We start from the raw sequence: 26,965 nt of genomic DNA, 5'->3' as shown, positions 1-26,965 counted from the left end.
AATAACTACATGTGAATTGCAGAACCAAAGTATGCATCCGCACCTTCGCCAATCGCTTCTAATAATGCTGGATGTGGTTGAATTATTTCGGATAATTCATAGATGGTACCTTCTGACGCTTTTACTCCTAGGACTTCGCCAATTAAGTCTGTCGCATGAGGACCTACCATAAAGGCGCCAAGTATTTCTCCATATGTTTGATCAATAACTAATTTTATAATTCCTTCATTTTCCCCTTTAATGAGCGCCTTCGCATTACCTTGAAACGCTGATTGTATGACTTTCACATCATATCCCGCTTCTTTGGCTTGCTCTTCTGATAAGCCAATGGATGCCGCTTCAAGTCGTGTATAAATACAACGTGTAATGTTCTCTTGACGAACAAGTGGTGGGTGTTCTCCAGCAAGTATTTCTGCTACATGAATACCATGTGCACTTGCAGCATGTGCAAGTTGATAACCTTTGACTAAATCACCAATCGCATAGACATGTTTTTGACTTGTTTGATAATGGTCATCGACTTTAAAGAACTTTCCATCCATCTCTAAATTTAAATCTTTAGCCACTTGTGTATTCGGTTGTCTACCTGTCGCGACAAGTAACGTGTCGAAGCTGACGTCATCTTGACCATCAAGTACAATTTTAGTTTGATCTACTGTTTTAATTTTCGCCTTTGTAATAATGTTAATGTCTTGATTTTCTAAATGAGATTTTAATAACTCACGTGTATCATCAATTTCAGTAAGTAAAATATCATCTGCCACTTCAACAATGGTTACGTTCACGCCAAGATCAGCCATTGATGAAGCGAGTTCTGTTGCGATGACACCACCGCCAATCACTGCTAATTGTTTAGGTAGTTGTTTTAAATCGAAAAATGTATCTGTTGTTTCATAATCGACGTTATCTAATCCATCAATAGGTGGTACAAATGGTTTACTACCTGTCGCTAAAATAATATCTTTACCTTGATACGTTTCATTATTTACTTTTACGTTTAGGTCTTTTGAAATGCTTGCTTCTCCCTCAATATAAGCTACTTTGTTTTTCTTTAGTAACTGTTTAACGCCACCCGTAAGTGTTTGTACGACTTTCTTTTTACGTTGTACAAATTTAGGAAAATCGATATTTAATTCTTTCGTCGTCATTCCCCAGTCATTAGCAACTTGAATGCTATGTGCTTTTTCCCCGTGTTCTAATAATGTTTTAGATGGAATGCAACCCACATTTAAACAAGTGCCTCCAGCATTGAATTTTTCGATGACTGCCACCTTTTTACCCAATTGTGCGGCACGAATGGCTGATACATACCCTCCAGGTCCTGCACCAATCACAATCAAATCATATGATTCACTCATGAATGAACGCCTCCTTCCACAAGAGAAATTTTATCATTTTATTATAAAGAGATATTTGTAAGCGCTTTCTTATCTCTTTATATTTATTTTACATCTTATATTTTAAATTTTCAAATTATTTAGTATTTATTGTTTTTTATTTTTTCCATGCAAGTAGACATTAAAAATTTGGTGAAAATTTTAAAATAAAATCTATATAATTCTTATTTGAAATACGTTATACTTTATTCAATATCACTTTTAAAAGGACAGTTAAACTATGATTCAAACTATCATTACTGCTGCGATATTGTATATCGCAACTGCAGTCGACTTACTTGTTATTTTGCTTATTTTTTTCGCGCGAGCACAGACAAAAAAAGAATATAGAAATATTTATATCGGTCAATATGTAGGATCTGTGACATTGATTGTCGTAAGTTTATTCTTTGCCTTTGTCTTAAATTATGTACCTGAAAAATGGATCTTAGGATTACTTGGTCTTATTCCTATCTATTTAGGATTAAAAGTAGCTATTTTTGATGATTGTGAAGGAGAAAAAAGAGCGAAACAAGAACTAGACAAACACGGATTAACTAAACTAATTGGCACGGTGGCGTTAGTGACGATCGCGAGTTGCGGAGCAGATAACATTGGATTATTTGTCCCTTACTTTGTCACATTAAGCGTCTCTGAACTCATTGTGACACTAATCGTCTTTTTAGTTTTAATCTATGTCTTAGTGTTTACTGCACAGAAGCTTGCATCTATTCCTGAAATCGGAGAAACTGTAGAGAAGTTCAGTCGTTGGATCATGGCAGTGGTCTATATTGGACTTGGTTTATTTATTATTATCGAAAACCATACTTTGCAGACGATTTGGGGAATGTTATTTTAAATGAAAATTATTAAAGGACTCTAACCTAAGCTAGAGTCCTTTTATTTAAGGTTCTAATTTCATCATCGCACCAAATTGTTGTTGGGCATTTGTAAATGTGATGAATGTAATAAGTTCGATAATTTCTTTATCTGATAAATGAGACTTTAAGACCTCTGTGTACGTTGTAGGTATTTGATCTCCCAATTTGATATAGACTTCTGTAAATCCTATACATATTGCTGATTTTTCATCTGTTAGACTCCCGGTAGGCTTGCCTTTTGCTTTACAATATTGGCAACCATTTTTCTGAGCTAGCATACGGCGTATCTCTTCTTTGAGTTCTGCGTTTAACGCACTAGTATTTTCTAGTGTGTCACTCAATGCGGTCCAGGTCTTCATAATGTCCTCATGATGACCTAATAATTGTTGAAATGGTGTATGACTTATGTGTGAGGGTTCAATAATAGCCATGATATTTCTCCTCTATTTAGACTAAAGCCGCTTTTATTTTTTGTAGTCCCTTTTTCATTACTTCTCTAGGAACTGCAATATTAATTCTAATATGCCCCTCTGCGTTATGAACAAATTGCTCTGCGCCTTCAATGATAACACCAGCGTTTTTAATAAAGAATTTCGCCATTGATTCATCAATATCTTTTTCTTTAATATAATAGCTTAAATCTACCCAAGCTAAATACGTTGCCTCTGGAATTTTAAACTCTGCATGTGGTAGTTCTTTTTCTAGGAAATCTGCTAAATAGTTAAAGTTATCATCTAAATAATGATTCATTGCTTGTAACCAACCTTCGCCTTTTTCATAAGCAGCTTGAGTGGCAACCACACTTAAAGGATTTTCCGTACCAAAGTGATGTGTGTTCCAAGTTTTTAGAAGTGATTCATTTTGAATAATGATATTTGAAAACATTAAACCTGCAATGTTGAAGGCTTTACTTTGAGACATAGTTGTAATGATTTTGTCGTAATCCGGGACAGCTTTGGCAAATGGGATATGTGATTGACCTGAACGTTTGATATCACAATGGATTTCATCTGAAATGAGCCATACATCATTCTCTTTCATAATTTGACCTAATGTGGCTAACTCTTCTTCTGACCAGACACGTCCCGTTGGATTATGTGGATTCGCAAAAATGCATAATTTAATATTTTCTGTTTCTACTTTTTTACGTACATCATCAAAATCAATCTCATAATATCCATGATGATTGATTAGTGGAGAATATACTGTTGAAATATGATTTTTATCACATGCCATTTTAAATGGTCCATAACTCGGCGTAACAATTAATGCTTTATCATCCTTATCACAAATATAACCTACAAGTTCAATTAATCCAGCTACAATACCGTGAGAGAATACGAGGTGCTCTTGAGGGAAAGTGAAACCATAACGTTTCTTTGTCCAAGATACAAAAGCTTCATAATATTCAGAACCGAAGACGTTTGTGTAACCTAAAATTTTCTTATTTAAACGTTCACGAATCGCATTTAATACGACTTCTGGTGTACCAAAGTCCATATCTGCTACCCACATACGAATCAGTTCATCATTATCTTTTAAATCTGACGTATCTGCATCACTAAAAAGATAGCCTTTATAGCCTTCCACATTCATTGCATTTGTATAACGACGATCAATGATTTCATCAAAATTGTAATTCACAAGATTTCCTCCTAAACATGTTCATGTGTTTTATCAATTATCATTTTAATACTTACGCTATATTCTGTATATTAACTTTACTTTTCATTCAACGCAGTAGACACGCTTTTTAAGCGAAAAACTCCTCACTAATACAGTAGTGAAGAGTTTAAAATTTAATATGTTTGAATACGTATATTATGCTAGACCATCAATGACGTATGTCACACCTAGGACTGCGAATGTAAATGCGATTAAGGTTGAAACAAAAATCATACCCATCATTGGATTAAATAATAAGATAATCCCTAAAATAATCCCTAGGATATTTACGATAATTGATAAACCACGTAATTGATGTTGTTGTGATAGTGTAAACAGACCGATAACCGAACTGAAAATAAACCAAAACGCAAACATAAATACAAAGAATACTGAACTTGCTCCAACATTAAATACAACTAGAATGCCAAAGATTAAATCGATAATACCATTAATTAAAATTAATTTTGTATTTACACCTACGAGTTTTTTTGCCGTACGACGGAATAAAAGTTGAATGACACCGCCTATCATAATGAGTAAGCCAATCAGCCAAGTCAGTGTATAGAAGTTTTGAACTGGATTACTAAATATAACCACGGCAATAATCAGTAATAGCGTACCAATGATTAAACTTGACCAATTTAATTTTCCACTATCTTGGGCCATTATTATCTCTCCTTTTTTATATTTAAAATTATATTTAAAGATCACTACAAGTATAATTTATCTATCATTAGAACACAAAAAACCTCACTAATCTATTGACTAGTGAGGATACTTTTACGAATTCATAGAATTGGTAAATTGTATATTAGTATGTACCACCATTAAGATTTTCCAAACAACTTTTGCAAAATTTGTATATAATTGAATCAAAATAAATAATTGTGAGATGATCTTATGAATATAGAATTATATAGTGAATATAATGAAAAATATCTAAACGATATCTACCAAATTTATAATTCGGTTGGATGGGCTAATCATAATAAGAATAATATTAACGAAATTTTTAACAATAGTACTTTTGTGACACTTGCTTCTTACAATGATAAAATAATTGGTTTTGCAAGAGCACTCTCTGATGGTGTATTCAATGCTGCAATTTATGATTTAGTAGTAAAAAAAGAATTTCAATCTCAATATATTGGCATTCAAATACTTAACCATATTCTTACACAAATTGGTTCTCTATCCTGTGTTCATTTAATCTCTACTACAAATAATGTGAAGTTCTATGAAAAGGCAGGTTTTAGGAAATTAAAAACTGGAATGGTACTCTATCAAAGTGAATCATTAAAGATGGAGTATACTGAAAAAACATAAATATAAAAAATATACCTGGTATGTGTTATTCCTCTTTAAAAATGGGTAATTATGAATTACGTAAACAATTTAGGAGGTATACAATGAGTAAAGCATTAGTTGTAGTTACAAGCGTTTCAAAATATCCTGATATGAATCGTCCAACTGGATTATGGTTGGGTGAAGTCGTTCACTTTGCAGATGTATTATACAAAAATGGTTATGATATCGATTATATTAGTCCAGAAGGTGGCTATACAGCTATCGATCCTGCAAGTCTACAAGAAGATATGATGTCTGAATTAGATTGGAAATATTATCAAGATAAAGACTTCATGACACGTCTTGGTAGTACACTTACACCAGATGCCGTACGTGCTGAAGATTATGATATTATCTATTACGCAGGTGGTCACGGAACAATTTGGGACTTCAAAGATAATAAAGATTTACAGGAATTAACACGTAAAATTTATGAAAATAACGGTGCAGTTTCTTCTGTATGCCATGGTGCTATCGGCCTATTAAATGTCACAGATAGTGAAGGTAATTCTATTATTAATGGTAAAACTGTAACTGGTTTCTCTAATACTGAAGAAGAAGCAGTTGGCTTAGCAGATAAAGTTCCTTATTTAACAGAAGATGAACTTAAAAATCGTGGTGCACATTACGAAAAAGGTGACAACTGGAGTCAATTCGCTGTTATTGATGGTCACATTATCACAGGTCAAAATCCACAATCTGGTAAAGCTGTAGCTGAAAAATTCTTAGAATTAAAAAACAATAAATAAGACACCCCGCAGTGTTAATAAAAAAGTTGGACCTTTCAATCTTTAGAAAGATCCAGCTTTTTTACATACTCTACTTCATAATCATTTCAATGACAGCTCTAATATTTTTATCAATATATTTATCAACATGTTGAGCAAGGTAATAGTGACGTTTCACATTTAAAGTTGTTATCATTAATTTTTCATAATCCTCGGGATGAATTGCTGATTTTGAAATAATCGCAAACCCATTTCCAGCCTCTACCATTTGTTTGATAATCTTAATATTATTAATTTCTATCAAATATGGATTTAATTTTAACTCAGAAAGACCTACTTCCTGATAAAACCTTGTTCCAGACCCTTTTTCTCTAACGAAACATATATCCATTCTAGGTTGAACCGATTTTTTGTAAATATACACCATTTCGTCTTCTATTATTTTCTTACATTTTATTACATTGTCTTGAATTTCCTTTTCTACAATACCTATATCTACTCTGTTGTGTTTAATATCATTTATAACAGAATCTGAATTATTAACACGTAAATGAATATGTAACTTAGGGTATTGTTGCATAAGACTGGTAAGCTGTTCTGATAATAAATATTCACCATATGTATAACTGCTTCCAATTGTTAAGGTGCCTGAGATGATTTCAGATTCCGATGTTAAGTTTTGCCATAATTCTTGTTCAATACTTTCCCGCTGCAATGCGTATTGTAATAGCTTTTCGCCATCTCTAGTTAGTTTTAAATATGGAGATTTAAATTCAAATATTTTAACATTATATTTTAATTCTAAACGTTTAATATCACGACTCACAGAAGGCTGCGAAGTATATAAATTTTCTGCTGCTCTAGTAAAACTTTCTGTTTTGATTACTTCAATTAATACCTTATACGGATCCATGCATCATTCTCCTTTAAGTCTAATATAACATTTTTGATATATATACTATACTTATTATTTATTTAACGTTATAACAATAACGTGCTAAGATTTCATATCGAGGTGAAAGTACTATGAAATCAATCACGCAGCCTTCATTTATGAAAGGTATTATGTTTACATTTATGATCGCAATGATCAGTTATATATTAGCTAAATTTCCTATTTTACATACGATTGGGGCATTAGCTATTGCTATTATTTTTGCGATGCTATATCGCCAAGTGATGGGATATCCAGAACACATTCGTCCAGGTATTACGTTCGCATCGAAACGTTTATTAAAATTTGCGATTATCTTATATGGGTTAAAATTAAATATGGGAGATATTCTAGGTAAAGGCTGGAAATTACTACTTATTGATATTATCGTAATTATCTTTTCAATAAGTTTAACTTTAATTTTGAATCAAATTATTAAAGGAAATCAAGATATCTCTATACTACTTGGTATTGGTACAGGAGTATGTGGAGCTGCAGCTATTGCAGCTACAGCACCAATCTTAAAATCTAAAGAAAAAGACATTGCAATAAGTGTAGGTATTATTGCACTAGTTGGAACTATATTTGCACTTATTTATACAGCTATCGAGGCTATTTTTAACATACCTACTATAACTTATGGCGCTTGGGCAGGTGTGAGTTTGCATGAAATCGCTCATGTCGTCTTAGCAGCAGATATTGGCGGGCCAGAGGCAATGACATTTGCTTTACTTGGAAAATTAGGCCGTGTGTTTTTACTTATTCCATTAAGCATTGGCTTAATTTTGTATATGCGTTATAAGTCACACTCAAGCCAAGTACAACAAAAAATCGATATTCCTTACTTTCTCATTGGATTTATCATAATGGCTTTTATCAATACATGTGTTCCTATTCCTTCATTACTTATGAATATTATAAATGTTATTACAACGGTATGTATGTTAATGGCGATGGTTGCTCTAGGATTGAATATCGTTTTAAAAGAAGTTATTTCAAAGGCACTTAAACCTTTCATAGTGATATGTATAACTTCAATTTGTCTGTCTGGTGTGACTCTCTTAGTTACTTCTATAATATTTAAATAAGTCAACATGTTATATGTTTATATTTAAAATAAAAGCGTGCATTTCACTATTTTGAAATGCACGCTTTTTCAATTATTATTCTTCAATATTTGTTAAGTCTTCTAAGATTAATTCTGATGCGATTAAGCCTCTGTATTTCGCCCAACGTTCACGGTTTACATCGTGTACACGTTGATTACGAACCGCTTCAATATTTAACCAATCTTCAGTTTCTTTTAATTTTTCATAATCTGTTTTGTTATCTTCATCTACCATAATCAATATACGTTCTGGATTGAAGCTTGCAAATCGGTCTGTATCTACTTTTAAGTAATCTGCGCCCATATATTCAGGTAGATGGTTTTCCATATCTTTAGGGACAGAACCATTAAAACCAACTTTTTGCAAGAATTGTCCAACATATGAATGTGATGCATGAACATATAAGCCATCATGTGTTGGTACAGCAGCAATAGTTGATAAGTCTTTATCAAGTTTAATATCTTTGCTTAAGTCTTCAACTTTTTCATTGTGTTGAACAACAAGTTCACGGCCTTTATCTTCTTTAGATACGAGTTCTGCAATTTGTTTAAATGTTTCAATACTTTGGTCGTAGTTAGCATCAAAACTTTCTAATAATACTGTTGGTGCTGCCGCATTTAATTTTTCAAATATTGATTCATGTCTTGTCTTATCTGCTAGAATTAATTGTGGTTCTGCTTTTTTAATCAATTCTGCATCAGGCTCTAAACGTGAACCAACAGACGTATAGTTACCTACTAAGTGTTTAATAGAATTTTCTAAGTTATTTTTATCTTTGTCATCAGCAATACCTGTGACATTCAATTCTAATTTAGCTAATGCTTCTACAAAAGAATATTCTAACGCAACGACTGATTCTAATTCATCTGGTATTTCTACGTTAACACCATTCGATTCAAATTCTTTACCCATAATATAAATCCCTCCAAATGAGATGACGTTTCATTTTTCGTACAATATAGTTATTTACGTTTTAGAGAAATTTAAACATTTCATTCTTTTATAAAAAAAACGATTAGCCACATGGACTAACCGTTTTTAAATTCTTATAACATGTTCATTTTTAATAAATCAATCACACCACTTGAAGCACCTGGGAATGCAAAGATAAGTTGATTTAAATCTTCCGCTGTCATACGTTGATTAATGATAAATACAAGTAAGTTTACTAAATCATTGGCAGCATCTGCATAGATTTCAGCACCTACTAAGTGTTTATGTTCATCTAGTACAATATACATTTCAGCTTCTGTTTCATTCTTATATTCGAATACCATTTGTTTACCGAATGGCACATGTTTTACTGTATATTGATCATTTTCTTTTGCGTCTTCTACAGTTACACCAATTTGTGATAAACGTGGAAGCGAATAAAGTACCGAAGGAATAGCTGGATATTTAATTTCATCTTGTACCATACCTAAAATATGTGCAGCAATGTAGTTTGATTCAAACGTCGCAGTTGGCGTTAATTTAGGAATCGTTTTATCTAAAACGTCACCGCTTGCGTAAATATTTTTAACATTTGTTCTTAAGTACTCATCTACTTCAATACCTTTTTTACTATAATTGATACCGACATTTTCTAACCCAATACCTTCAACATTTGGAACTCTTCCTGTTGCATCAAGTACATATTCTGTATTGATTGATAATCCAGATTCAGTTGTTAGTGTAAACGCGTCTCCTTCTTTTTTAACTGCAGCTGTATTTTCATTTAGATAGAATTTAACGCCTTCATCTTCTAATTTTTTAACTAATTTATCTACATGATTACGGTTAAATCCTGGTAAAATCTCATCTGTATGATGAACCACATGAACGTCAGCGCCAGTTTTAATCATGATAGATGCAAATTCGATACTGATAATTCCGCCACCAATGAATGTGATACTTTTTGGTGTGTCTTCCATCGATAAGAAGTCACGGCTATCATGTGTATATTCTTTACCTTCGATAGGTAATTTATTGCTATGTTGACCTGTCGCAACGACGATATTTTCAGTTTCAATCGATTCACCATTTACTTCAACTGTATGTTCATTTTTAATTACACCTGTACCATCATATACATCAATACCTTGTTGTTCAAATAATGATTTTAACTGACCAGCCATTGGATCAATCACTTTATGTTTATAATCCATTAAGTTTGACCAATTTACTTTAAGATTTTGTGATTCAACAATACCAGGATAGTGTGTTGCTTCTTCTAACACTTCAAATGGATTTTCAAGTAAGATTTTAGCATTACAGCCCCAGTTTGTGCATGTTCCCGCAATACGCTCTTTTTCGATAATTGCTACTTCTTTACCTGCATGTTTTAATGTTAAAGCTGCGTGCCAAGCTGCATGTCCACTACCAATAAATGTAACATCGTATGTTTTCATTTAACTCATCCTCTTCTTTATTTTTTATTGAGTTGTTTCAAACCATGTTCTAGTTGTTCTAATACGTCTTTTGCTTGGTTATATTTCGTTTTATCAAAATTTGAAGGTAAACATTCGGCTACCGCTTCAAAAACTGCTTCTTGTTGTTGATGTGCTTTTTCAGTAAGTGTCACCATCAGTTGACGTTTATCAGTTTCAGAACGTTCTCTTATGACCCATCCTGATTGTTCTAATCTTTTTAAAAGTGGTGTCAACGTATTACTTGATAAATCAAGTTGTCTACCAATCTCATGTAATGTTCGATTATCTTCTTCCCATAAAGCCAGTAAAACTAAATATTGAGAATACGTTAATCCAAATGGCCTTAATTGTTGTTCATAAAATTGTGCAAATAAGCGGCTCACATTATATGCCGAAAAACATAATTGATTCGCTAATGTCATTTCATCCTTTTTCAACACAGCACCTCTTTTCTATCGTTCGCGATTGATTTTAGTATAAACAATCTCGCGCGATTAATCAAATGATAAATATCCAAATATTTCTAAAATATTGAAGGTGAGAGATAGAATTTATTTTAAATTTGTTGTTTCACTCCCTAATACTTTTGCTATTTTAATTAGAAAAGACTCACTTTCCTTTAATAAAAAGAAAAGTGAGTCTATGATTTACATATGTCCAATCGATAAATATTTATTTTTTTAATCTTCTTTTTGTGGTTTTCCGTATTCTTCCGTTATTAATTCAGATGCTTCACTATTAAGCAGACTTTTAATTTTTCAAAAGTAAGACTACCCGCCTACTAAAAAAGAGAATATATACTCTTTTTACTTCACTTTCAATCCTCTATATCGATTTAAGGTACCGATAAACTCTTGTTTACGAGGTAAGGCAAGATGTCCTGGATGTCCATTAAAATGAGAGAGCGCTTCTAACCCTTCATGCTCAATTAAACGATACATCTCATTTGTGGCTTGAATTATGGAATTCTGATTATTGATGCCATGACGTCTAAAGTAATCTAACATTACCGTAATAGCGTTTGTCTGACTATCATCCACAAGTTGTTCTAATCCTATTAGGTTAATAGGCTCATGACCATACATAATAGAATGTAACCCTTTTGATTTGAAACGATCCTCTTTTCCTTTTTTAGAGAAAGAATCCGTTAACGGTATGCGGTGAGATAGCACTCCAAATGATTGATTACCATCAATTTCTCGCTTATAGCCGTCAGTATTCGCAATTTCTTTTGCTTCCTCTGTTACATCTTTTAAATGATATTCATCCATCATTAATACTTGGTCAGCAACATCAAAATAATCTCCTGAACCGCCCACAATAAGAATAGTAGAAACACTATAATCTTCATATAATGATTTTACTTTATTAGAAAATGGAGTGATTGGCTCTTTTTCAGGAGCAATTAGTTGTTGCATACGACCATCACGAATCATAAAATTGGTAGCTGATGTATCTTCATCGACTAATAATAATGAACTTTCTGTTTCTAAAGCTTCGATTACATTTGTGGCTTGAGATGTACTACCACTTGCGTTTTCTGTAGAAAAGTGTGTCGTATCCTTCTTTCCTGGCAGATTATCAATAAATGGACTAATATCGACATTCTCAACGTTTCGACCATCCTCAGCACGTATTTTCATCGCATCATGTTGAGTCACCACAAATTCTCGACCGTCATGTTGAATGTGATCATATACACTACGCTCAAGCGCTTCTAATAGTGTCGATTTACCATGGTAACCTCCACCGACAATAAGTGTAATCCCTTGTGGAATAGCCATCCCTGTGACTGCCCGACCACTTGGAAGGTTGAATGTATGTTCAAATTTCTTAGGACTTGTGAATTGAATAGCACCTTTCATTGGAGCGTCCGACACACCACTTTTTCTTGGCAAGATTGAACCATTTGCCACAAATGCGACTAAATGTTCTGTTTCAAGTTGTTGTCTAATATAGGTCTGGTCTAGTTTTAATGCGACTTGTTCGTTCAATGCTTGTTGATTTAAATTTTCGTATTGTATCGCTTTTTCTACCATTCGAGGAATGCCTTGTATTATCGTATGTGATGCTGCTTTTCCTAGAATCATACGTCCTGCTGCTGGTAGCCCAACTTCAATACGTATTTCAATCTCTTTATCATTAATCACTACAGATGTACGTTCGAGTATTTCTTGTCCTGGATGATCGATAAAGATCTTCCCATTTTTACCCGAACCTTTCACCGTACGATTGAAATGTTTTAACTGGGTATCCACTGTTCGAGTTAAAAAGTCTGAAGTCGCTATACGTTTATCTTTAGTGTCTAATAATTCATTAGGAATTTCAGTCTCATGTTTCCCAATAATGACACGCATTTTTGAAGGTGGCGCAAAAGGATCGACTTGGACATGATCTATAGCTAGACGGAATTGATCAAATTGATATATCCCTTTCATTCGTTTATAAGCGCCATATTTTTGTCCGTCTAAAGATTTAAGTAATCGTTCTAAATCTTTTGACTGTTTCATCTTAATTCCTCCGTTCATAGCATTACTTTTTTATGTTTACCCTTTTTTTAAAAAATAAAAAATCACTACTCCAAATCATTGAAGTAGCGATATACATACGTTATTCAGATTTAACACCTGTACGTAATCGTAACTCATGTTCAATTTCAGCTAAACTGCGACCCCGTGTTTCTGGAAGATACTTAATCACAAAGAACATCGCTAGTACGCCAATAGCAGCAAAAATTAAGAATACCCATTCTGTATCTAAATTATGATTTAAAATTGGGAATAATTGTGCAACGATTAACGTACCAAAGTTTAATACTAATGCCGCAATACCTGTTGCTGCTCCTCTTGCACGTGTTGGGAATAATTCAGGTAACATGACCCATAAAACTGGACCCCATGAAATTCCAAAGAACACGATAAATAATGATAAACAAATAATAATGACCCAGGCTGATGATTGAATACCGATTGACCAAATAAGCATCGCCATAATAACCAATGAAGCAATCATTCCGATGTTTCCTATAACGAGGAGTTTTTTACGATCGACACGGTCAACAATAAATAATGCCAAAATCGTTACTAATACGTTTACCACACCAATACCGACTGTACCGATAATTGAAGCAGAGCCACCTAGACCTGCTTTAGTAAAAATCGTTGGGGCATAGAAAATAACTGCGTTGATTCCGATAAATTGTTGAAAAATCGCAAAGATACACCCAATAATAAGCGTCGGACGTAACCAAGGTGATTTGATTACTGAGAATGTTGATTCTGATTGAGAAGCTATTTCTTTCATTTCTTTAATTTCAGCATCAATTGCATCTGGATTATATGTGATTTTCATTACGTCACGCGCTGCTTTTTCACTTCTATTTTCAAGAAGCCAACGTGGACTTTCAGGCATAAATGCTACACCAATTAATAAAATTAATGAAGGAACCACGGCTAAACCTAACATCCAGCGCCAAGCACCCATATCTGCAAAGGCATAGTTCACTAAGTATGCAGCTAAAATACCAATTGTAATCATTAATTGGTTAAGTGAACCTAAAGATCCACGTAGTTCTGTAGGGGCCATTTCAGTAAGATATACAGGTACCGTTGACATTGAACCACCTACGGCAAGTCCAACAATGGCACGACCAATAACAAGCATGACAATATTTGTTGAAAATGCTAAAACAAGTGATCCAACAATAAATACCAATGCGATAAATAGTACTAAGCGACGACGACCAATTCTATCTGATAAAGGTCCACTGCCACCTGCACCTACAATCGCTCCGAAAAGCATTGATGACACAACTAACCCTTCTATCGCACCATTATGTAAAGGAATATCCTTAGGAATATAAAGTAATGCGCCGGAAATAATACCGTTATCATAACCGTAAAGCAAACCTCCTAAAGCACCCAAAATAAAAATCAAATATTTATTTACTTTCATATAATATCCTTCCTTTTTCAAACTAGTAAATATTATACGTATTAATTGAAAGCGTTTCAATGTTTTTTTAATTTAATTTAAAAAAGCAATCTTCACATTATAGCTGTAAAGATTGCCGTTCATATTAATATGATATAAAATCGTTTTCTTTTCTAAGCAAGTAATAATGGACTTGAAAAAATAAGAAAGAAAATAATTGTTAAAAATAACGTGATACTATTAAATACTTGGCTGCCACTCATTAGACCTACAACACTTGAAACCACTGACAATAGCATGACAAAAAAGCCAGGTAAATACCAAAACATATCTGTAAATGTAATCGAAACTGCAAGTAGAAATGATAATATACATAAGATACCAGAAACTATATTCATATTGCTTAATCTCATTGATGTCTTCCTTTCTGTAAGATATTAATCATATTATATACTATATTTACATTTAAATTTACTATATATCATTATTTTTTTAAATATAAAATATCCTATCTAAATAAGAGTATTTTTAATTTTGATTGAATCTCTAAATATTTTTATTAAAACAAAGTTAAGGAGTATGATGTATAATATGCATAAACAATCAAAATTAAAACGTTCATTGTCTTTTAATTATTTTTTACTAAATACTCATTTTTAATGAGTTATACAATTTAGATGGATCCATTTATTATTGATATATTATGAACATCAATAAGGTTAAATATTTCATCATATACAGATATGTCTTCTAAAAGAATATAAAAATGCACCCCAAAAGTTAGATTTTAAGTCCAACTTTTGGGGTGCATATCAGTTTTAAAAAATAATAATTTGTTTAAATTAATGGAGTCTCATACCGCCATCAACAATAATAGTTTGACCAGTAATATAATCAGAATCTCTGCTAGCTAAGAAACCAACCACATTAGCTACATCTTCTGGTTTAGATAAACGTTTTAATGTGATTTGATCAGTGAATTGTTTCCAACCCCATTCTTCTGGTTGATTATTTTCTTTGGCTAATTTTTTAGCAATACCTTCCATCATAGGTGTTTCAACGATACCTGGTGCAAATGCATTTACTGTAATATCTTTGTCAGCTAAATCACGCGCAGCAACTTGAGTTAATCCACGAACTGCGAATTTAGTACTACTGTATAACGATAATCCCGCATTACCTTCAACACCTGCTTGAGATGTTGCGTTTATAATTTTACCGCCATGACCTAATTTTTCAAATTGTTCTAAAGCCGCTTGAATGCCTCAGAATACGCCTCCAACATTTACTCCGATAACTTGATTAAATTGTTCAGGTGTTACTGTATGGATAGGCGTTGTTGATCCTAAACCAGCATTATTTACGACTACATTTAACTCTCCAAAATGTTCTACAACTTTACGTGTCACATCGAAAACATTTTCACGGTCAGATACGTCAGCTCTAAATGCGACTGCTTCTTGATCTTCTTTTGAAAGTGCTTCAGCAGCTTTTTTTGCGCCTTCTTCATTAAAATCGACAATAGCAACGTTAAAACCGTCATTAAATAAACGTTCTGCTATTTTGAAACCAATACCTTGTGCTGCACCTGTAACAAGTGCTACTTTTTTAGAAGTGCCCATTTACTACACCTCTTAAAGTAATATAACTTTCAATTATTATGTTAGCACTTTGTATGTAAAATACCATGAAAAGTTTGTGAACTTTTGAACAAAGTTTTAACTTTACTCCTTTCTGCCATAAATAGTAGCACTGAAGAACAATTTATATATTTTATTTACTAAGGCTATAAACGATCTTTAATGATTAAAACAAGTATCCTAAAGGGAGACATTATTTAATACCTTTACTTTTATATCTTTTTAAGACGCCCTTCTCACTACCTTCAGACAAACGTTAGTCTACCTTAGGTGTATATTTTCCTTAATAACCTATAACTAAAGCAATAGACATAGCAACGCTACATATCATTATCCATATTAATATAGGTTTCCATACAAACTTTACCCATTCCGTATAAGAAATTTTACCTACAGCTAGGGCTCCCATTAAAATTGCTGATGTAGGAAATAGAATATTACTGATTGCATCACCATATTGGAAGGCAAGCACTGTCAATTGTCGATTAATGTGAAGTAAATCTGAAATAGGCACCATCAATGGCATAGTCGTTAAAGCTTGACCTGATCCTGATGGGATAAAAAAGTTAAGCATAAATTGCAATATGAACATTGCGATAATGACTAAAGATGAGGGTACATCTGTTAGTAACGTCGTCATTCCATGAACAATAGTATCAATAATTTTTCCATTCTCTAATAAAACGATAATTCCTTTTGCAAATCCAACAATCATCGCGCCAAATAGAATATTTTGCATTCCTTCAACTAAGGCATCAAATGTTCCATTGAAACCAAGCCCACCTATAAATCCAGCTAAAATACCTGCAAGTAAAAAATTGGCACTCATTTCATTAAAGCCCCATCCGAATTTAAAAATACCAAAAACATTAAATATTATTGTGGCCATAATAATGATTAAACTACCTGCTTGTTTTTTACTAAAGTGTTGATATTCAATATCTTGTTGAATAAGTCCTTCTTCTTGTTCTAAATGATATACAATACTCTTCGTCTTATCTTGTTTGACTTTATTTGCATAGACCATGACAGTTGTAATAGCAGTTGCTAGTATAAGGAGATATATGATGGTACGAAGCCCCCAACCAGAGAACATCGGAAGTTCCGCAACAGTTTGAGCAACCCCTACTGTAAATGGATTTAACATTCCTCCACTAAACCCACTCGCGGCCCCTAAAATCACCATAGCTGCTCCTGTCAATGCATCATATCCTAATGTTCGTGCAATAATAATACCAATTGGAACAAAAATAATCGTTTCTTCTGCCAAACCAATCGTAAAACCTAAAATTGAAAAAGCCGTCATAGTTAAAGGAATCATTAAAAAATTCGCTCTTCCTAATGTTCTCATAGCTTTATTGACGCCATTTTCAAATGCACCTGTTTTATGCACAATCCCAAATGCACCACCTACTAAAAATACATAAAATACAATTTCGCCTCCACTTATAAGTCCTTCTGGAATTGCTCTAAAAATATTTAAAAAATTAATGTGTTCTGACGAAATAGTGTGATATGTACCTGACACCACTAATGTTTGTCCATTTTTCTTTTCTCTAACATATTCTCCTGCTGGAATAATATATGTCATAAGCCAAGCAACTAGAATAATAAACATTAATATTGCATAAGTATGTGGCGTCTTTAATTTAAATTTCCCTTCTTTCTTTTGTTCCATAGTATCCCATCCTTTTTTATATGAACTTTGAATATAAAATATATTTATTATCATACCTTATTTATAAGTAAATGATAAGATTACAATTTTTATAACAATTTATTAAATGACATCACTTACTGTTATTTCAAAGAAGACTATGCAATATTTACTATTAAACATGACATACTTCATGATATCCCTACGAATATCATGCTAGATATTGATTATCAATGCCTTATTCAGAAAAAGTTATCGCGGTGATATTATATTTTATCATCACTTAAATGATTAAAAACCAGAAATCAAAAGATTTTTGGCTTTTTTATAAGAGCTGTAATGTAATATATAATACTAATAAAGTCATAAATAAAACTGGAACCATTATGACAATACCTGTTTTTAAAATAAATGCCCCACGATATTTTAATTGCCTTTTGTGATAAGACATAAAGCCATAATAGTGTTGCTAAAGAACCAATAGGTGTAATCTTAGGGCACAAACCTGATTCAATCATATTAGCATAAATCATATCTTCTTTAAGTATATGCGCTGCTTGTGATTGACGAATAACAATCGCATCAATGAGCACGGTCGGTAAATTATTCATCATATAAGATAATATAGCCGAGATGAAACCTACAACCATGATACTTGTACACAGTCCATGATTGGATATTGCTGAAAATATCTGTCCTAACATACTTGTAATACCAACGTTCTTCAATTCAAAGACCACTAAATACATACCAATTGAAAAAATCACAATATTTCATGGTGCTCCTTTAATCACTTTTCTAACTGATACAGCGTTTGATTGTACTGCTAAAATAAGAAAAACGTTATGACAAGATTTAATTTAATCCTCTCACAACGTTTTATTAAACGATGATTTATTTTTCTTCTTTTACAATGTTACCTTTTTCATCTAACTTTTGAATCTTTCCATGTTTTGTTCTATAAGTGCCTAGAATTTCACCTTTTTTATTACGATAGTTCACAATCCAGTTACCATTATGATCTGTCATTTTGACATCATCCCATAAATAACCTGATTTTTTTAATTCTACTTCATCAAAATCAGAAATTAATTGATACACTTCGTTACGATAACGTGTATTGACACTACCAGATTTTTCTAAATCATTTGAAGCTAACGGATTCCCTTTATCATTAGCACTATCAGGTAACGCGTTTGAAATATGCATTTTACTTATAAGTTCTGGTAAAGCTTTATTATCTTTATTATGTTTATATACTTCTTCTAAACTAGCTTCTTTTCCTTTATCAAGTAAATCGTTATAATCCAATGTACCTTTTTGCATACGTCCTACATAAACTGTATCTTTATTAACTCCAATTAGCGCTTGATAGGTACTTTTATCTGGATAAACCGTAAAGAACTGCATATGTTTTGGTGCATGTTTTACTGGTTGTTTCATTTTAACTAATGTAAAATCAACTAATTTATAATTATGTTTGCCCGTAGGTAATCTATATTCATAAATTCCAGTTAGAATTTCATTTTTAGTCAATGTATATTGATCGACACCATCAATACAGAATGCTAATGCTAATCGTTCTTTCGTGGATAATTTAGACGTATTGGTCGATGACGTTTCATCTTTTTTATCTGATTCGTTCTTTTTAGCTTTTTGAACGTTATTTTGATTTGATTTTGATTTATGATCTTCTTTTGAAGATTCATGCGTACTACAAGCAGCTAATAACATCATCATGATACTACCCAAAAATAAAATTTTTTTCATCTATTGGCCCCTCATACATTCTTCTCATTTTATTAATATACTATACATTATTTATACATTATTTGAAGGGGAAGATAAATATAAATTTTGTTAAAATACCACTTTTTCATAAAAGTTGTGTCTTATATAATTAAAAAACTATGTTACACTGTGTACAATGTTTCATTATTGTTTATAGCAATTAAAATTTAAAGGAGTTTAAGCATGAAAAAATTCTCTGCAATCTTAATAACAAGCGCTTTATTACTTTCAGCTTGCTCACATAGTAATGATAATAATGGTAAAAATGAAAATAATACTAAACAAACATCTCAACCTAATAAAAGTGATGACAAGCAACAAAGACATACAAAAGTCATTAAAAACGGTCGTACGTATGTCGATGGTGTCTTAATTGTAAACAAAGATATCGGTCTTCCTTCAAATTATAATCCTGGTGAAGATCCAAAAGCCCAACAAGCTTTACAACAATTATTTAGTGCTGCACAAAAAGATGGCATTCAATTATACAAAATGAGTGGTTACAGAAGTTATCCTACTCAAGTACAACTATACAATCGCTACGTTGCACGTGATGGTAAAAAAGCTGCAGATAAGTATAGCGCACGTCCTGGCTACTCAGAACATCAAACAGGTCTTACATTTGACATCGGTGGCGTTAATTCAGATAAAAACTTATATGCAAGTTTCGGAAAAACAAAAGAAGGTCAATGGATTGCGAAAAACGCACATAAATACGGCTTTATTGTGAGATATCCTAAAGGAAAAGAAAAAATTACTGGTTATCAATACGAACCATGGCATTTACGTTATTTAGGAAAAGATACTGCAACCAAAGTATATCAATCTGGTAAAACATTAGAAGAATATGTAGGATTAAAATAATAAATTGCAAAAAAAGAAGAGTCCAGGATTTATGTCCCGGACTCTTCTTTTTAAATAAGTTGGTTTTCTTTTAATTGACTTAACTCGGAAACCACTTTCCGACTATCTTTATTTAAATTTTTAACATATACTTCATTATGCTTATCTTCAAGTTTACGCACGATTGTTTCAATAGCATCTACAGCCGAGTCATCCCAAATATGCGCGTCACTAAAATCTAATTGAATTGTTTCACGTTGAACATTAAAGTCGATTTGGGTCATCATAGTATCAATTGACACAAAAAAGATGGGTCCTTTAAAAACAATAAAATATTGATTATTTTCTTTTCTTGTCTCTACTTTAATATTCGAGATTTTAGTCGCAAAGAACAATGCGCTAAATACAATTCCTATAACAACACCCAGTGCTAAATTGTGTGTAAATAATACAATAATCACTGTTAAAATCATTACAAACACATCTGTTTTGGGTGCATGTTTAATATATTTAAATGAACCCCAATCAATAGTTCCTACAGAAACCATAACCATAATACCTGCTAACACTGGCATAGGTATTTGTATCACTATATGACCAAGCACCATAATCATGAAAATTAAAAATAATCCCGCTGTTAAAGTTGATAAGCGACTATTCGCACCTGATCTTACGTTAATCCCTGACTGCCCTATCATGGCACAACCGCCCATTCCACCAAATAAAGCTGTAATTATATTGGCAATACCTTGTCCACGAGCCTCTCTATTTTTGTTACTATAGGTATTTGTATAATCGTCTACAATCTTAGCTGTTAACAGAGATTCAACGAGTCCCACTATCGCCATAGATAACGAATAAGGGAAGATAATTTTTAATGTTTCTAGATTAAAAGGTACGTGAGGAATAGTAAAGTGTGGTAAAGCTTGTTTAATGGTACCTAAGTCGCCTACTGTATGAATATTAGCACCCATGGTTAGATAAAGTATAGTTAAAACGACAATCGCAATAAGTGGCGCTGGGACTATAGTAAAGAATTTAGGTAAGATAAATACAATTAATAATGTAATCGTGACATAGATATAAGTATCAATAGAAATACCAAAAATATGTTCAACTTGAGATAAAAAAATCATAATACCTAATGCATTCACAAATCCAATCATTACTGAGCGTGGAATAAATTTTAACAATCGTCCTACTTTTAAAATACCAAGTAATAACTGAATCAATCCCATTAAAATGGTTGCTGCAAATAAATATTGCACCCCATAATCCTTGACTAGCGGTGTTACAACCAGTGCAACTGCTGCTGTCGCACCTGAAATCATAGCAGGCCGTCCGCCAACAATCGCTGTAACGGTAGCAATAATGAAAGCAGCATATAATCCTACCATAGGATCTACACCGGCAATAATTGAAAACGCGATAGCTTCTGGAATTAGTGCTAAAGCAACAACAATACCTGCCATTATATTTTTACCAGGATTTTTTAACCATTCGTCTTTTAATGTTTCTGTCATAATCAACGCTCCTTTTTTAACATAGCGCCTATTATAACAGGAATGACAATCTATTTTTAGGGTTTAAGAAAATTTATATAAAAAGCGTGCTAGTCTTTCCAAAATAATCTCTTTAAGACTGCACGCTCACTTAATTACTTAATTATTGTATTTTCTTTTTCATGAATCATTTGAATTATTTCATTATTTTCGTTCATAATCGCGACTTTAGGTGCATGATCGATTAATTCACGTTCGTCCAACTGTACATAAGTCATAATAATAACTATATCATCGACTTCTACTAAGCGAGAGGCAGCACCGTTTAGACAAATTTTCCCACTGCCACGTTCGCCTGCAATCACATATGTTTCAAAACGTGCCCCATTATTATTATTGACGATAGCAACCTTTTCATTTGGAAGAATATCAACCGCATCTAAAATATCGGCATCGATCGTAATACTTCCTACATAATTTAAATTGGATTCTGTGACACGTGCTCTATGAATTTTACTATTCATCATTGTTCTAATCATTTTCTTTATTTACTCCCTAAAATAATATTATCTATTAAACGTGCTTTAGAAAATTTGACAGCTAAAGCAATAAAAATTTGACCATTTATTTCATTAACAACTTCAAGTTCAGGATAACTATAAATTGCGACTTCATCGATATGACCACTTGTATGTTCTTGTAAGTATGTTTTTATTGCACCAACGAGCATATGACTTCGACGTTCACCTTCTTCATACATGTCTTTGGCTAATGTTAAACTTTTACTTAAATGAACCGCTTCTTTACGTTCTTCATCAGTCAAATACACATTACGAGAACTACGCGCAAGTCCATCGTCTTCACGTACTATATCGACGCCGACAATTTCAATAGGATGATTAAAATCTTTTACCATTTTCTCAATAATTGCTAATTGTTGTGCATCTTTTTTACCAAAATAAGCTTTATTAGGAGTTACGATATTAAATAATTTATTCACTACTGTAACGACACCATCAAAATGTCCAGGACGTTGTGGGCCTTCTAAGACTTCCCCTAGACGTCCCACCTTTAATGTAACGCCTAATTCATCTGGATACATCTCTTCAACGGAAGGATGGAATACATAATCGACATGAATAACTTTAACTAAAGAAACGTCCTTATCAATTTGGCGAGGATATGCATCATAATCTTCATTAGGTCCAAATTGTAATGGATTTACAAATACACTAATGATTGTCACATCGTTTTCTTCAACTGAACGTCGCATCATACTTAAATGTCCTTCATGAAGCGCACCCATTGTTGGAATGAAACCTATTGATTGACCAGACGCTTTTATGTGTTGTGCGATCGCTTGCATCTCTTTTACAGTATTAATTACTTGTGTCATTTTTATTAACCTCATCTAATACTTTTTTCTTATACGTATGTGCTTCTGCAGGAAATGCTCCCGCTTTCACTTCTTTATCATATTGCTTCATACCATCAATACCTACAGATAAATCTGCAAACTGTTTTACGAATTTAGCATAGCGTTCTACACCATAATTCAACATATCGTGATACACCAATACTTGTCCGTCTGTATCTTTGCCTGCTCCAATACCAATAACTGGAATGTCTAATTGTTTACTAATTAATCCAGCTAAGTCACTTGGAATAGCTTCTAATACTAAAGCCACTGCACCCGCTTCTTGAACGGCATGTGCATCGCGAATAAGTTGTTCTGCTGCGTCTTTTGTACCACCTTGTAACTTGTAACCCATAACACCGACACTTTGTGGCATTAAACCAAGATGTGCAACAATTGGAATACCAATTTGTGTCGATTTTTTAATGAAGTCAGTTAAATGGGCACCTTCTGCTTTTAATGCATTCGCATTGGTTTGTTGATATAACGTTATCGCATGATTTAAATCATGTTCCGCACTTACGCCTACCGCTCCGATAGGTAAGTCTACAACGATAAATGTATCATCGGCGCCTCGACGAACAGCTTTACCATGATGAATCATATCATCTAAAGTAACTTGAGTGGTTGTATCATAACCTAAAACTGTCATTCCTAGCGAATCACCAACCAGAATCATATCAATATTGGCTTGTTGCGCTTGTTTTGCACTGGGATAATCGTATGCTGTAACCATTGAAATTTTTGTACCATTTTGCTTCATTTCCATAAGTTTTGACAAATTTTTCATTATTTTATCGATCTCCTATAACATTATCTCAATAACATCACGTATAATTATATGTAATATTTTAAAGAAAGGAAAGTTATAAATGCGTATTGCGATTATTGGACCAGGCGCTGTAGGTACAACGATTGCCTACGAATTACAACAAGTATTACCTCATATTACATTACTTGGAAGAACAAATAAGTCCATTCACTTTCAACCTGCAAATCAACATGTCATGGTTAAAGACATTAAGTCTATGGCTGACCCCTTCGATGTGATTATCGTGGCAGTCAAAACGCATCAACTTGAATCTTTAGTTCCAGACTTAAACCGTCTTACTCATGATGAGACAACTATTATCTTAGCTCAAAATGGATATGGTTTACGTTCAACTTTACCATTTAAATATGTCTACCAAGCTGTGGTCTATATTAGTGGGCAGAAAAAAGACGATGAAGTGATCCATTTCAGAGATTACCGTTTGCATATTCAGCATGATCGTCGGACTGAACAACTTAAACGCTATTTAGAGCATACTAAAATAGAACTTATATTAGAAGATCACATAGAAACAACGATTTGGTATAAATTACTTGTCAATCTTGGTATTAATTCGATGACTGCATTAGGTGGCAATACTGCACAAATTTTAAAAATTTCGGAAGTCTATCAATTATGCACGCGCTTATTAGAAGAAGGGAAACAAGTCGCTATGGCAGAAGGTATTACATTGCCTAACACGATTGTTGCAGATATTATGCATATCTATGCTGGTTATCCAGATCATATGGGGACAAGTATGTATTATGATGTTATGAATCATCAGCCCCTTGAAGTAGAAGCAATTCAAGGTTTTATTTATCGTAAGGCTAGAACACATCATCTTTCTACCCCATCGTTAGATACAGTTTACGCATTATTACGGTCTCACCATTCTTTATCCATTCAATATTAATGTTAAAATCAATGTTTAACTATTAATATTTTGTCAAATTATATAGTAACAAACTCTATTACAAGCTATATAATTATTTTTAAAAACTTTTTCACTTTAATAAAAGGGAGATATATCTTTGGATAAAGCAACACGTATACTTAATATGTTGACATTATTATTAAATGGTCATGTTGTCACTCAAGAAGACTTAGATCGGTTTACAAATGTCAGCAAAAAATCTATTCAACGTGATATTAATACAATTAATACATTTTTTTATGAAAGTCATTTTTGGAGAAGCAATCATACTAAAATCGTCTATAATTATCAATTAGGCGGTTATGAACTCACACATGATACTACGAACAAACAAAGTCTTGGTGTACTAAGTTTACTCATTAAGTTACAAAGTCTCACACCTATTCTTCATTACGATATTTACAAATTTTTCTTAAATGCGCTGTCGTCTGTCAGAATAGAAGATAAACATATTTTGATGACGATGTTACATCAATTCAAAGTACGTGATGATTTACTTCCTGGAAAACTATTAATGGATCTTCAAAAAGCCATCGTCAATAAACATAGAGTGCGTATTGAAGTAGATCATAACAAAATAACTATTAAACCATTATCTATTTTGTATATGCATTATGATTATTGGTTTACTTACGAATTTCAACATAAAATACATACTGTTTCTTTGAAATCGATATCATCCTTACACGTTCTAGATACAAAATTTTCTAAAGACTTCGCGAATAATGCAGTATTATTTGAAATGAGTACAACCATTTGGAATCAATTTAAACAACAATTTTCAATTAAAGAGATTGTTTCCCGTAATGAAGACACCATTTTGGCATGGGTAAATTGCACGCGATTTGATGCTTATTATATTGCTTATCAACTTGCCCCTCTAGCAAAAATTATTGCTCCAGAATCATATATCGATAGTTTTATTGAGCGTTTAGATGAAATTAAACGTACTTACACAGAAAACAACAGCTGACCATTAAAATCAGCTGTTGCTTTTTATTAATCAATTGGATCTCCATGTTCATCATATTTTGTTACTACACCGTCAGAAGTAACGATATATGAGCCAACTAAATCTCCATTTTTATCTAAAATTGAGAAGCCCCAATCTCCGTTTTCATCTTGTTCTGGTTCTTTATATGTGTACGTATCAGTATCTAATTGATGACCTTCATAATCTTCTACCTTATCAATGACATTTGCACGTGTTACTTTTTCAGTAGATGAAGATGATTCACTAGTTGTATTGTTTGAATCAGTATATGTTTTTCCATTAGTAAAAACGATTTGATTCACAATCTCCTTATAATTAGAATTCTCACCGTATTTCTCAAGTAAGGTATGGAGATCTAATTCATGACCTGTTTGTGAATTTACAAATTGACTGTATGTGCCTGGACTTTGGGTTGCGATAATTGTAACCCTATCGCCTCCTACTCCAATAAGCGTAGAAAATGAGCCTTTAGCAGGCTGAGTAGCATAGAATTTCATATTACTTGGTGCACCCTCTACTCCATTGTCTAATGCTTCTAATTGATACGTATCTATACTTTTTTGTTCGCCGCCACCGTTATAATTCGCAAAATATGAATGATTTCTTAATTCATTTGCAGTAATAGCATAGTCTGACACTGAAGGATCATTTAAAGCCAACGCTACTTTTTCAGCTTGAGATAAGTTGTCGATATTACTATTTGTTTTATTCTCTCGTTGATTGCTATCATTTGAACTTTTATTACTATCTTGTTGGGTATTATTTTTATGATTATCTGAAGTGTTTTTATTTGATGGTTGGTTACTTTGTGATGTAGTATGTTCTGATTTTTCACTAGAATTATTGAGCCCAATCATATCTCCTAAATCACAACCTGCAAGTAAAGTTGTCGCCGTTATTGCGCCGATAGCTAAGTAATGTTTCTTCATTTATTTCGCTCCTTTTAAAATAAAAAATATATATTCAACTGACAATATTAAACAGAC

Annotated in this window: 25 protein-coding genes and 2 pseudogenes; 7 read left to right on the top strand and 20 right to left on the bottom strand. The window is 32.8% G+C overall.

Annotated elements, in window-relative coordinates:
- Nucleotides 1-5 precede the first annotated feature (5 nt).
- Nucleotides 6-1,358 (bottom strand): dihydrolipoyl dehydrogenase, encoded by a 1,353-nt coding sequence (lpdA, locus tag HMPREF2881_RS02250; RefSeq protein WP_002454645.1) that lies wholly within the window; start codon nucleotides 1,356-1,358, stop codon nucleotides 6-8.
- 259 nt (nucleotides 1,359-1,617) lie between these two features.
- On the opposite strand from lpdA, the gene HMPREF2881_RS02245 reads away from it, so the two are divergent.
- On the top strand, nucleotides 1,618-2,235 hold the full coding sequence (locus HMPREF2881_RS02245) for a CadD family cadmium resistance transporter (RefSeq protein ID WP_002454644.1): 618 nt from the start codon (nucleotides 1,618-1,620) through the stop codon (nucleotides 2,233-2,235).
- Between the two features lie 45 nt (nucleotides 2,236-2,280).
- On the opposite strand, the gene HMPREF2881_RS02240 is transcribed toward HMPREF2881_RS02245, so the two are convergent.
- The 3 genes from HMPREF2881_RS02240 to HMPREF2881_RS02230 all read right to left on the bottom strand — a co-directional run bounded on the left by HMPREF2881_RS02240 (nucleotide 2,281) and on the right by HMPREF2881_RS02230 (nucleotide 4,591).
- Nucleotides 2,281-2,688 (bottom strand): carboxymuconolactone decarboxylase family protein, encoded by a 408-nt coding sequence (locus HMPREF2881_RS02240; protein ID WP_002454643.1) that lies wholly within the window; start codon nucleotides 2,686-2,688, stop codon nucleotides 2,281-2,283.
- A 16-nt stretch (nucleotides 2,689-2,704) separates the two neighbouring features.
- Complete coding sequence (locus tag HMPREF2881_RS02235; protein WP_002488459.1) at nucleotides 2,705-3,901, bottom strand: 3M3SH-releasing C-S lyase; 1,197 nt, start codon at nucleotides 3,899-3,901, stop codon at nucleotides 2,705-2,707.
- A 177-nt stretch (nucleotides 3,902-4,078) separates the two neighbouring features.
- Entirely contained in the window at nucleotides 4,079-4,591 is a 513-nt protein-coding gene (locus tag HMPREF2881_RS02230; protein WP_002449269.1) for a DUF308 domain-containing protein, read from the bottom strand.
- Nucleotides 4,592-4,825: 234 nt separating this feature from the next.
- Between HMPREF2881_RS02230 and HMPREF2881_RS02225 the strand changes: the two genes are divergently transcribed.
- Nucleotides 4,826-5,251 (top strand): GNAT family N-acetyltransferase, encoded by a 426-nt coding sequence (locus HMPREF2881_RS02225; RefSeq protein WP_002454640.1) that lies wholly within the window; start codon nucleotides 4,826-4,828, stop codon nucleotides 5,249-5,251.
- A gap of 83 nt (nucleotides 5,252-5,334) precedes the next feature.
- On the top strand, nucleotides 5,335-6,021 hold the full coding sequence (locus tag HMPREF2881_RS02220; RefSeq protein ID WP_002454639.1) for a type 1 glutamine amidotransferase domain-containing protein: 687 nt from the start codon (nucleotides 5,335-5,337) through the stop codon (nucleotides 6,019-6,021).
- Between the two features lie 70 nt (nucleotides 6,022-6,091).
- On the opposite strand, the gene HMPREF2881_RS02215 is transcribed toward HMPREF2881_RS02220, so the two are convergent.
- Nucleotides 6,092-6,913: a LysR family transcriptional regulator gene (locus tag HMPREF2881_RS02215; protein ID WP_002454638.1), complete on the bottom strand. Its 822-nt coding sequence runs from the start codon at nucleotides 6,911-6,913 to the stop codon at nucleotides 6,092-6,094.
- Nucleotides 6,914-7,026: 113 nt separating this feature from the next.
- Between HMPREF2881_RS02215 and HMPREF2881_RS02210 the strand changes: the two genes are divergently transcribed.
- Complete coding sequence (locus HMPREF2881_RS02210; protein ID WP_002454637.1) at nucleotides 7,027-8,022, top strand: YeiH family protein; 996 nt, start codon at nucleotides 7,027-7,029, stop codon at nucleotides 8,020-8,022.
- 75 nt (nucleotides 8,023-8,097) lie between these two features.
- On the opposite strand, the gene HMPREF2881_RS02205 is transcribed toward HMPREF2881_RS02210, so the two are convergent.
- The 10 genes and pseudogenes from HMPREF2881_RS02205 to HMPREF2881_RS02160 all read right to left on the bottom strand — a co-directional run bounded on the left by HMPREF2881_RS02205 (nucleotide 8,098) and on the right by HMPREF2881_RS02160 (nucleotide 19,454).
- Nucleotides 8,098-8,955: an ABC transporter substrate-binding protein gene (locus HMPREF2881_RS02205; protein WP_002454636.1), complete on the bottom strand. Its 858-nt coding sequence runs from the start codon at nucleotides 8,953-8,955 to the stop codon at nucleotides 8,098-8,100.
- 134 nt (nucleotides 8,956-9,089) lie between these two features.
- A complete protein-coding gene (locus HMPREF2881_RS02200) occupies nucleotides 9,090-10,433 on the bottom strand; it encodes a dihydrolipoyl dehydrogenase family protein (RefSeq protein ID WP_002454635.1) in 1,344 nt (447 codons plus the stop codon).
- A gap of 17 nt (nucleotides 10,434-10,450) precedes the next feature.
- Complete coding sequence (locus tag HMPREF2881_RS02195; RefSeq protein ID WP_002454634.1) at nucleotides 10,451-10,891, bottom strand: MarR family winged helix-turn-helix transcriptional regulator; 441 nt, start codon at nucleotides 10,889-10,891, stop codon at nucleotides 10,451-10,453.
- 369 nt (nucleotides 10,892-11,260) lie between these two features.
- Entirely contained in the window at nucleotides 11,261-12,964 is a 1,704-nt protein-coding gene (locus tag HMPREF2881_RS02190) for an ABC-ATPase domain-containing protein (RefSeq protein ID WP_070653648.1), read from the bottom strand.
- Nucleotides 12,965-13,064: 100 nt separating this feature from the next.
- A complete protein-coding gene (locus tag HMPREF2881_RS02185) occupies nucleotides 13,065-14,408 on the bottom strand; it encodes a glucose transporter GlcP (RefSeq protein WP_002488477.1) in 1,344 nt (447 codons plus the stop codon).
- A gap of 152 nt (nucleotides 14,409-14,560) precedes the next feature.
- Entirely contained in the window at nucleotides 14,561-14,785 is a 225-nt protein-coding gene (locus HMPREF2881_RS02180) for a hypothetical protein (protein WP_002488495.1), read from the bottom strand.
- A gap of 444 nt (nucleotides 14,786-15,229) precedes the next feature.
- Nucleotides 15,230-16,009 (bottom strand): annotated as a pseudogene (locus HMPREF2881_RS02175) ((S)-acetoin forming diacetyl reductase).
- A gap of 301 nt (nucleotides 16,010-16,310) precedes the next feature.
- The gene (locus tag HMPREF2881_RS02170; protein ID WP_002454629.1) at nucleotides 16,311-17,705 is read right to left on the bottom strand and encodes a YfcC family protein; all 1,395 of its coding nucleotides are present in this window, start codon (nucleotides 17,703-17,705) and stop codon (nucleotides 16,311-16,313) included.
- Nucleotides 17,706-18,009: 304 nt separating this feature from the next.
- Nucleotides 18,010-18,526 (bottom strand): annotated as a pseudogene (locus HMPREF2881_RS02165) (ArsB/NhaD family transporter); the annotation flags it as partial.
- A 52-nt stretch (nucleotides 18,527-18,578) separates the two neighbouring features.
- Nucleotides 18,579-19,454, bottom strand: a complete 876-nt coding sequence (locus HMPREF2881_RS02160) for a hypothetical protein (RefSeq protein WP_002454627.1) — start codon at nucleotides 19,452-19,454, stop codon at nucleotides 18,579-18,581.
- A gap of 204 nt (nucleotides 19,455-19,658) precedes the next feature.
- On the opposite strand from HMPREF2881_RS02160, the gene HMPREF2881_RS02155 reads away from it, so the two are divergent.
- Complete coding sequence (locus tag HMPREF2881_RS02155; protein ID WP_002454626.1) at nucleotides 19,659-20,339, top strand: M15 family metallopeptidase; 681 nt, start codon at nucleotides 19,659-19,661, stop codon at nucleotides 20,337-20,339.
- 50 nt (nucleotides 20,340-20,389) lie between these two features.
- On the opposite strand, the gene HMPREF2881_RS02150 is transcribed toward HMPREF2881_RS02155, so the two are convergent.
- The 4 genes from HMPREF2881_RS02150 to panB all read right to left on the bottom strand — a co-directional run bounded on the left by HMPREF2881_RS02150 (nucleotide 20,390) and on the right by panB (nucleotide 24,027).
- Nucleotides 20,390-21,841: a SulP family inorganic anion transporter gene (locus tag HMPREF2881_RS02150; RefSeq protein ID WP_002454625.1), complete on the bottom strand. Its 1,452-nt coding sequence runs from the start codon at nucleotides 21,839-21,841 to the stop codon at nucleotides 20,390-20,392.
- Between the two features lie 134 nt (nucleotides 21,842-21,975).
- Nucleotides 21,976-22,359, bottom strand: a complete 384-nt coding sequence (gene panD / locus HMPREF2881_RS02145) for an aspartate 1-decarboxylase (RefSeq protein ID WP_002449536.1) — start codon at nucleotides 22,357-22,359, stop codon at nucleotides 21,976-21,978.
- A gap of 5 nt (nucleotides 22,360-22,364) precedes the next feature.
- Complete coding sequence (panC, locus tag HMPREF2881_RS02140; RefSeq protein WP_002454624.1) at nucleotides 22,365-23,216, bottom strand: pantoate--beta-alanine ligase; 852 nt, start codon at nucleotides 23,214-23,216, stop codon at nucleotides 22,365-22,367.
- Nucleotides 23,200-24,027, bottom strand: a complete 828-nt coding sequence (gene panB, locus HMPREF2881_RS02135; protein WP_002449348.1) for a 3-methyl-2-oxobutanoate hydroxymethyltransferase — start codon at nucleotides 24,025-24,027, stop codon at nucleotides 23,200-23,202. The genes panC and panB overlap by 17 nt, the downstream gene beginning before the upstream one ends.
- Before the next feature lie 82 nt (nucleotides 24,028-24,109).
- On the opposite strand from panB, the gene HMPREF2881_RS02130 reads away from it, so the two are divergent.
- Entirely contained in the window at nucleotides 24,110-24,964 is an 855-nt protein-coding gene (locus tag HMPREF2881_RS02130; RefSeq protein ID WP_002454623.1) for an oxidoreductase, read from the top strand.
- 118 nt (nucleotides 24,965-25,082) lie between these two features.
- Nucleotides 25,083-25,958 carry a helix-turn-helix transcriptional regulator gene (locus HMPREF2881_RS02125; protein WP_002454622.1) on the top strand — a complete coding sequence of 292 codons (876 nt, stop codon included), beginning with the start codon at nucleotides 25,083-25,085 and terminating at the stop codon, nucleotides 25,956-25,958.
- A 26-nt stretch (nucleotides 25,959-25,984) separates the two neighbouring features.
- On the opposite strand, the gene HMPREF2881_RS02120 is transcribed toward HMPREF2881_RS02125, so the two are convergent.
- Nucleotides 25,985-26,908: a hypothetical protein gene (locus HMPREF2881_RS02120; protein WP_002454621.1), complete on the bottom strand. Its 924-nt coding sequence runs from the start codon at nucleotides 26,906-26,908 to the stop codon at nucleotides 25,985-25,987.
- Nucleotides 26,909-26,965: the final 57 nt, after the last annotated feature.

It is taken from the genome of Staphylococcus sp. HMSC057A08 (assembly GCF_001812925.1).
Lineage (GTDB): Bacteria > Bacillota > Bacilli > Staphylococcales > Staphylococcaceae > Staphylococcus > Staphylococcus hominis.
Note: the sequence above shows the minus strand (reverse complement) of the source record. Positions and strands in the feature narration are given on the sequence as shown.

What these genes read in the sequence shown, in the direction of transcription:
- HMPREF2881_RS02220 (WP_002454639.1), top strand. Translation starts at nt 5,335, where the DNA reads ATGAGTAAAGCATTAGTTGTAGTTACAAGCGTTTCAAAATATCCTGAT.
- HMPREF2881_RS02205 (WP_002454636.1), bottom strand. Translation starts at nt 8,955, where the DNA reads ATGGGTAAAGAATTTGAATCGAATGGTGTTAACGTAGAAATACCAGAT.
- panD (WP_002449536.1), bottom strand. Translation starts at nt 22,359, where the DNA reads ATGATTAGAACAATGATGAATAGTAAAATTCATAGAGCACGTGTCACA.
- HMPREF2881_RS02215 (WP_002454638.1), bottom strand. Translation starts at nt 6,913, where the DNA reads ATGGATCCGTATAAGGTATTAATTGAAGTAATCAAAACAGAAAGTTTT.
- HMPREF2881_RS02120 (WP_002454621.1), bottom strand. Translation starts at nt 26,908, where the DNA reads ATGAAGAAACATTACTTAGCTATCGGCGCAATAACGGCGACAACTTTA.
- HMPREF2881_RS02230 (WP_002449269.1), bottom strand. Translation starts at nt 4,591, where the DNA reads ATGGCCCAAGATAGTGGAAAATTAAATTGGTCAAGTTTAATCATTGGT.
- panB (WP_002449348.1), bottom strand. Translation starts at nt 24,027, where the DNA reads ATGAAAAATTTGTCAAAACTTATGGAAATGAAGCAAAATGGTACAAAA.
- HMPREF2881_RS02200 (WP_002454635.1), bottom strand. Translation starts at nt 10,433, where the DNA reads ATGAAAACATACGATGTTACATTTATTGGTAGTGGACATGCAGCTTGG.
- HMPREF2881_RS02155 (WP_002454626.1), top strand. Translation starts at nt 19,659, where the DNA reads ATGAAAAAATTCTCTGCAATCTTAATAACAAGCGCTTTATTACTTTCA.
- HMPREF2881_RS02130 (WP_002454623.1), top strand. Translation starts at nt 24,110, where the DNA reads ATGCGTATTGCGATTATTGGACCAGGCGCTGTAGGTACAACGATTGCC.
- HMPREF2881_RS02170 (WP_002454629.1), bottom strand. Translation starts at nt 17,705, where the DNA reads ATGGAACAAAAGAAAGAAGGGAAATTTAAATTAAAGACGCCACATACT.
- lpdA (WP_002454645.1), bottom strand. Translation starts at nt 1,358, where the DNA reads ATGAGTGAATCATATGATTTGATTGTGATTGGTGCAGGACCTGGAGGG.
- HMPREF2881_RS02150 (WP_002454625.1), bottom strand. Translation starts at nt 21,841, where the DNA reads ATGACAGAAACATTAAAAGACGAATGGTTAAAAAATCCTGGTAAAAAT.
- HMPREF2881_RS02160 (WP_002454627.1), bottom strand. Translation starts at nt 19,454, where the DNA reads ATGAAAAAAATTTTATTTTTGGGTAGTATCATGATGATGTTATTAGCT.
- HMPREF2881_RS02245 (WP_002454644.1), top strand. Translation starts at nt 1,618, where the DNA reads ATGATTCAAACTATCATTACTGCTGCGATATTGTATATCGCAACTGCA.
- HMPREF2881_RS02240 (WP_002454643.1), bottom strand. Translation starts at nt 2,688, where the DNA reads ATGGCTATTATTGAACCCTCACACATAAGTCATACACCATTTCAACAA.
- HMPREF2881_RS02185 (WP_002488477.1), bottom strand. Translation starts at nt 14,408, where the DNA reads ATGAAAGTAAATAAATATTTGATTTTTATTTTGGGTGCTTTAGGAGGT.
- panC (WP_002454624.1), bottom strand. Translation starts at nt 23,216, where the DNA reads ATGACACAAGTAATTAATACTGTAAAAGAGATGCAAGCGATCGCACAA.
- HMPREF2881_RS02190 (WP_070653648.1), bottom strand. Translation starts at nt 12,964, where the DNA reads ATGAAACAGTCAAAAGATTTAGAACGATTACTTAAATCTTTAGACGGA.
- HMPREF2881_RS02180 (WP_002488495.1), bottom strand. Translation starts at nt 14,785, where the DNA reads ATGAATATAGTTTCTGGTATCTTATGTATATTATCATTTCTACTTGCA.
- HMPREF2881_RS02225 (WP_002454640.1), top strand. Translation starts at nt 4,826, where the DNA reads ATGAATATAGAATTATATAGTGAATATAATGAAAAATATCTAAACGAT.
- HMPREF2881_RS02210 (WP_002454637.1), top strand. Translation starts at nt 7,027, where the DNA reads ATGAAATCAATCACGCAGCCTTCATTTATGAAAGGTATTATGTTTACA.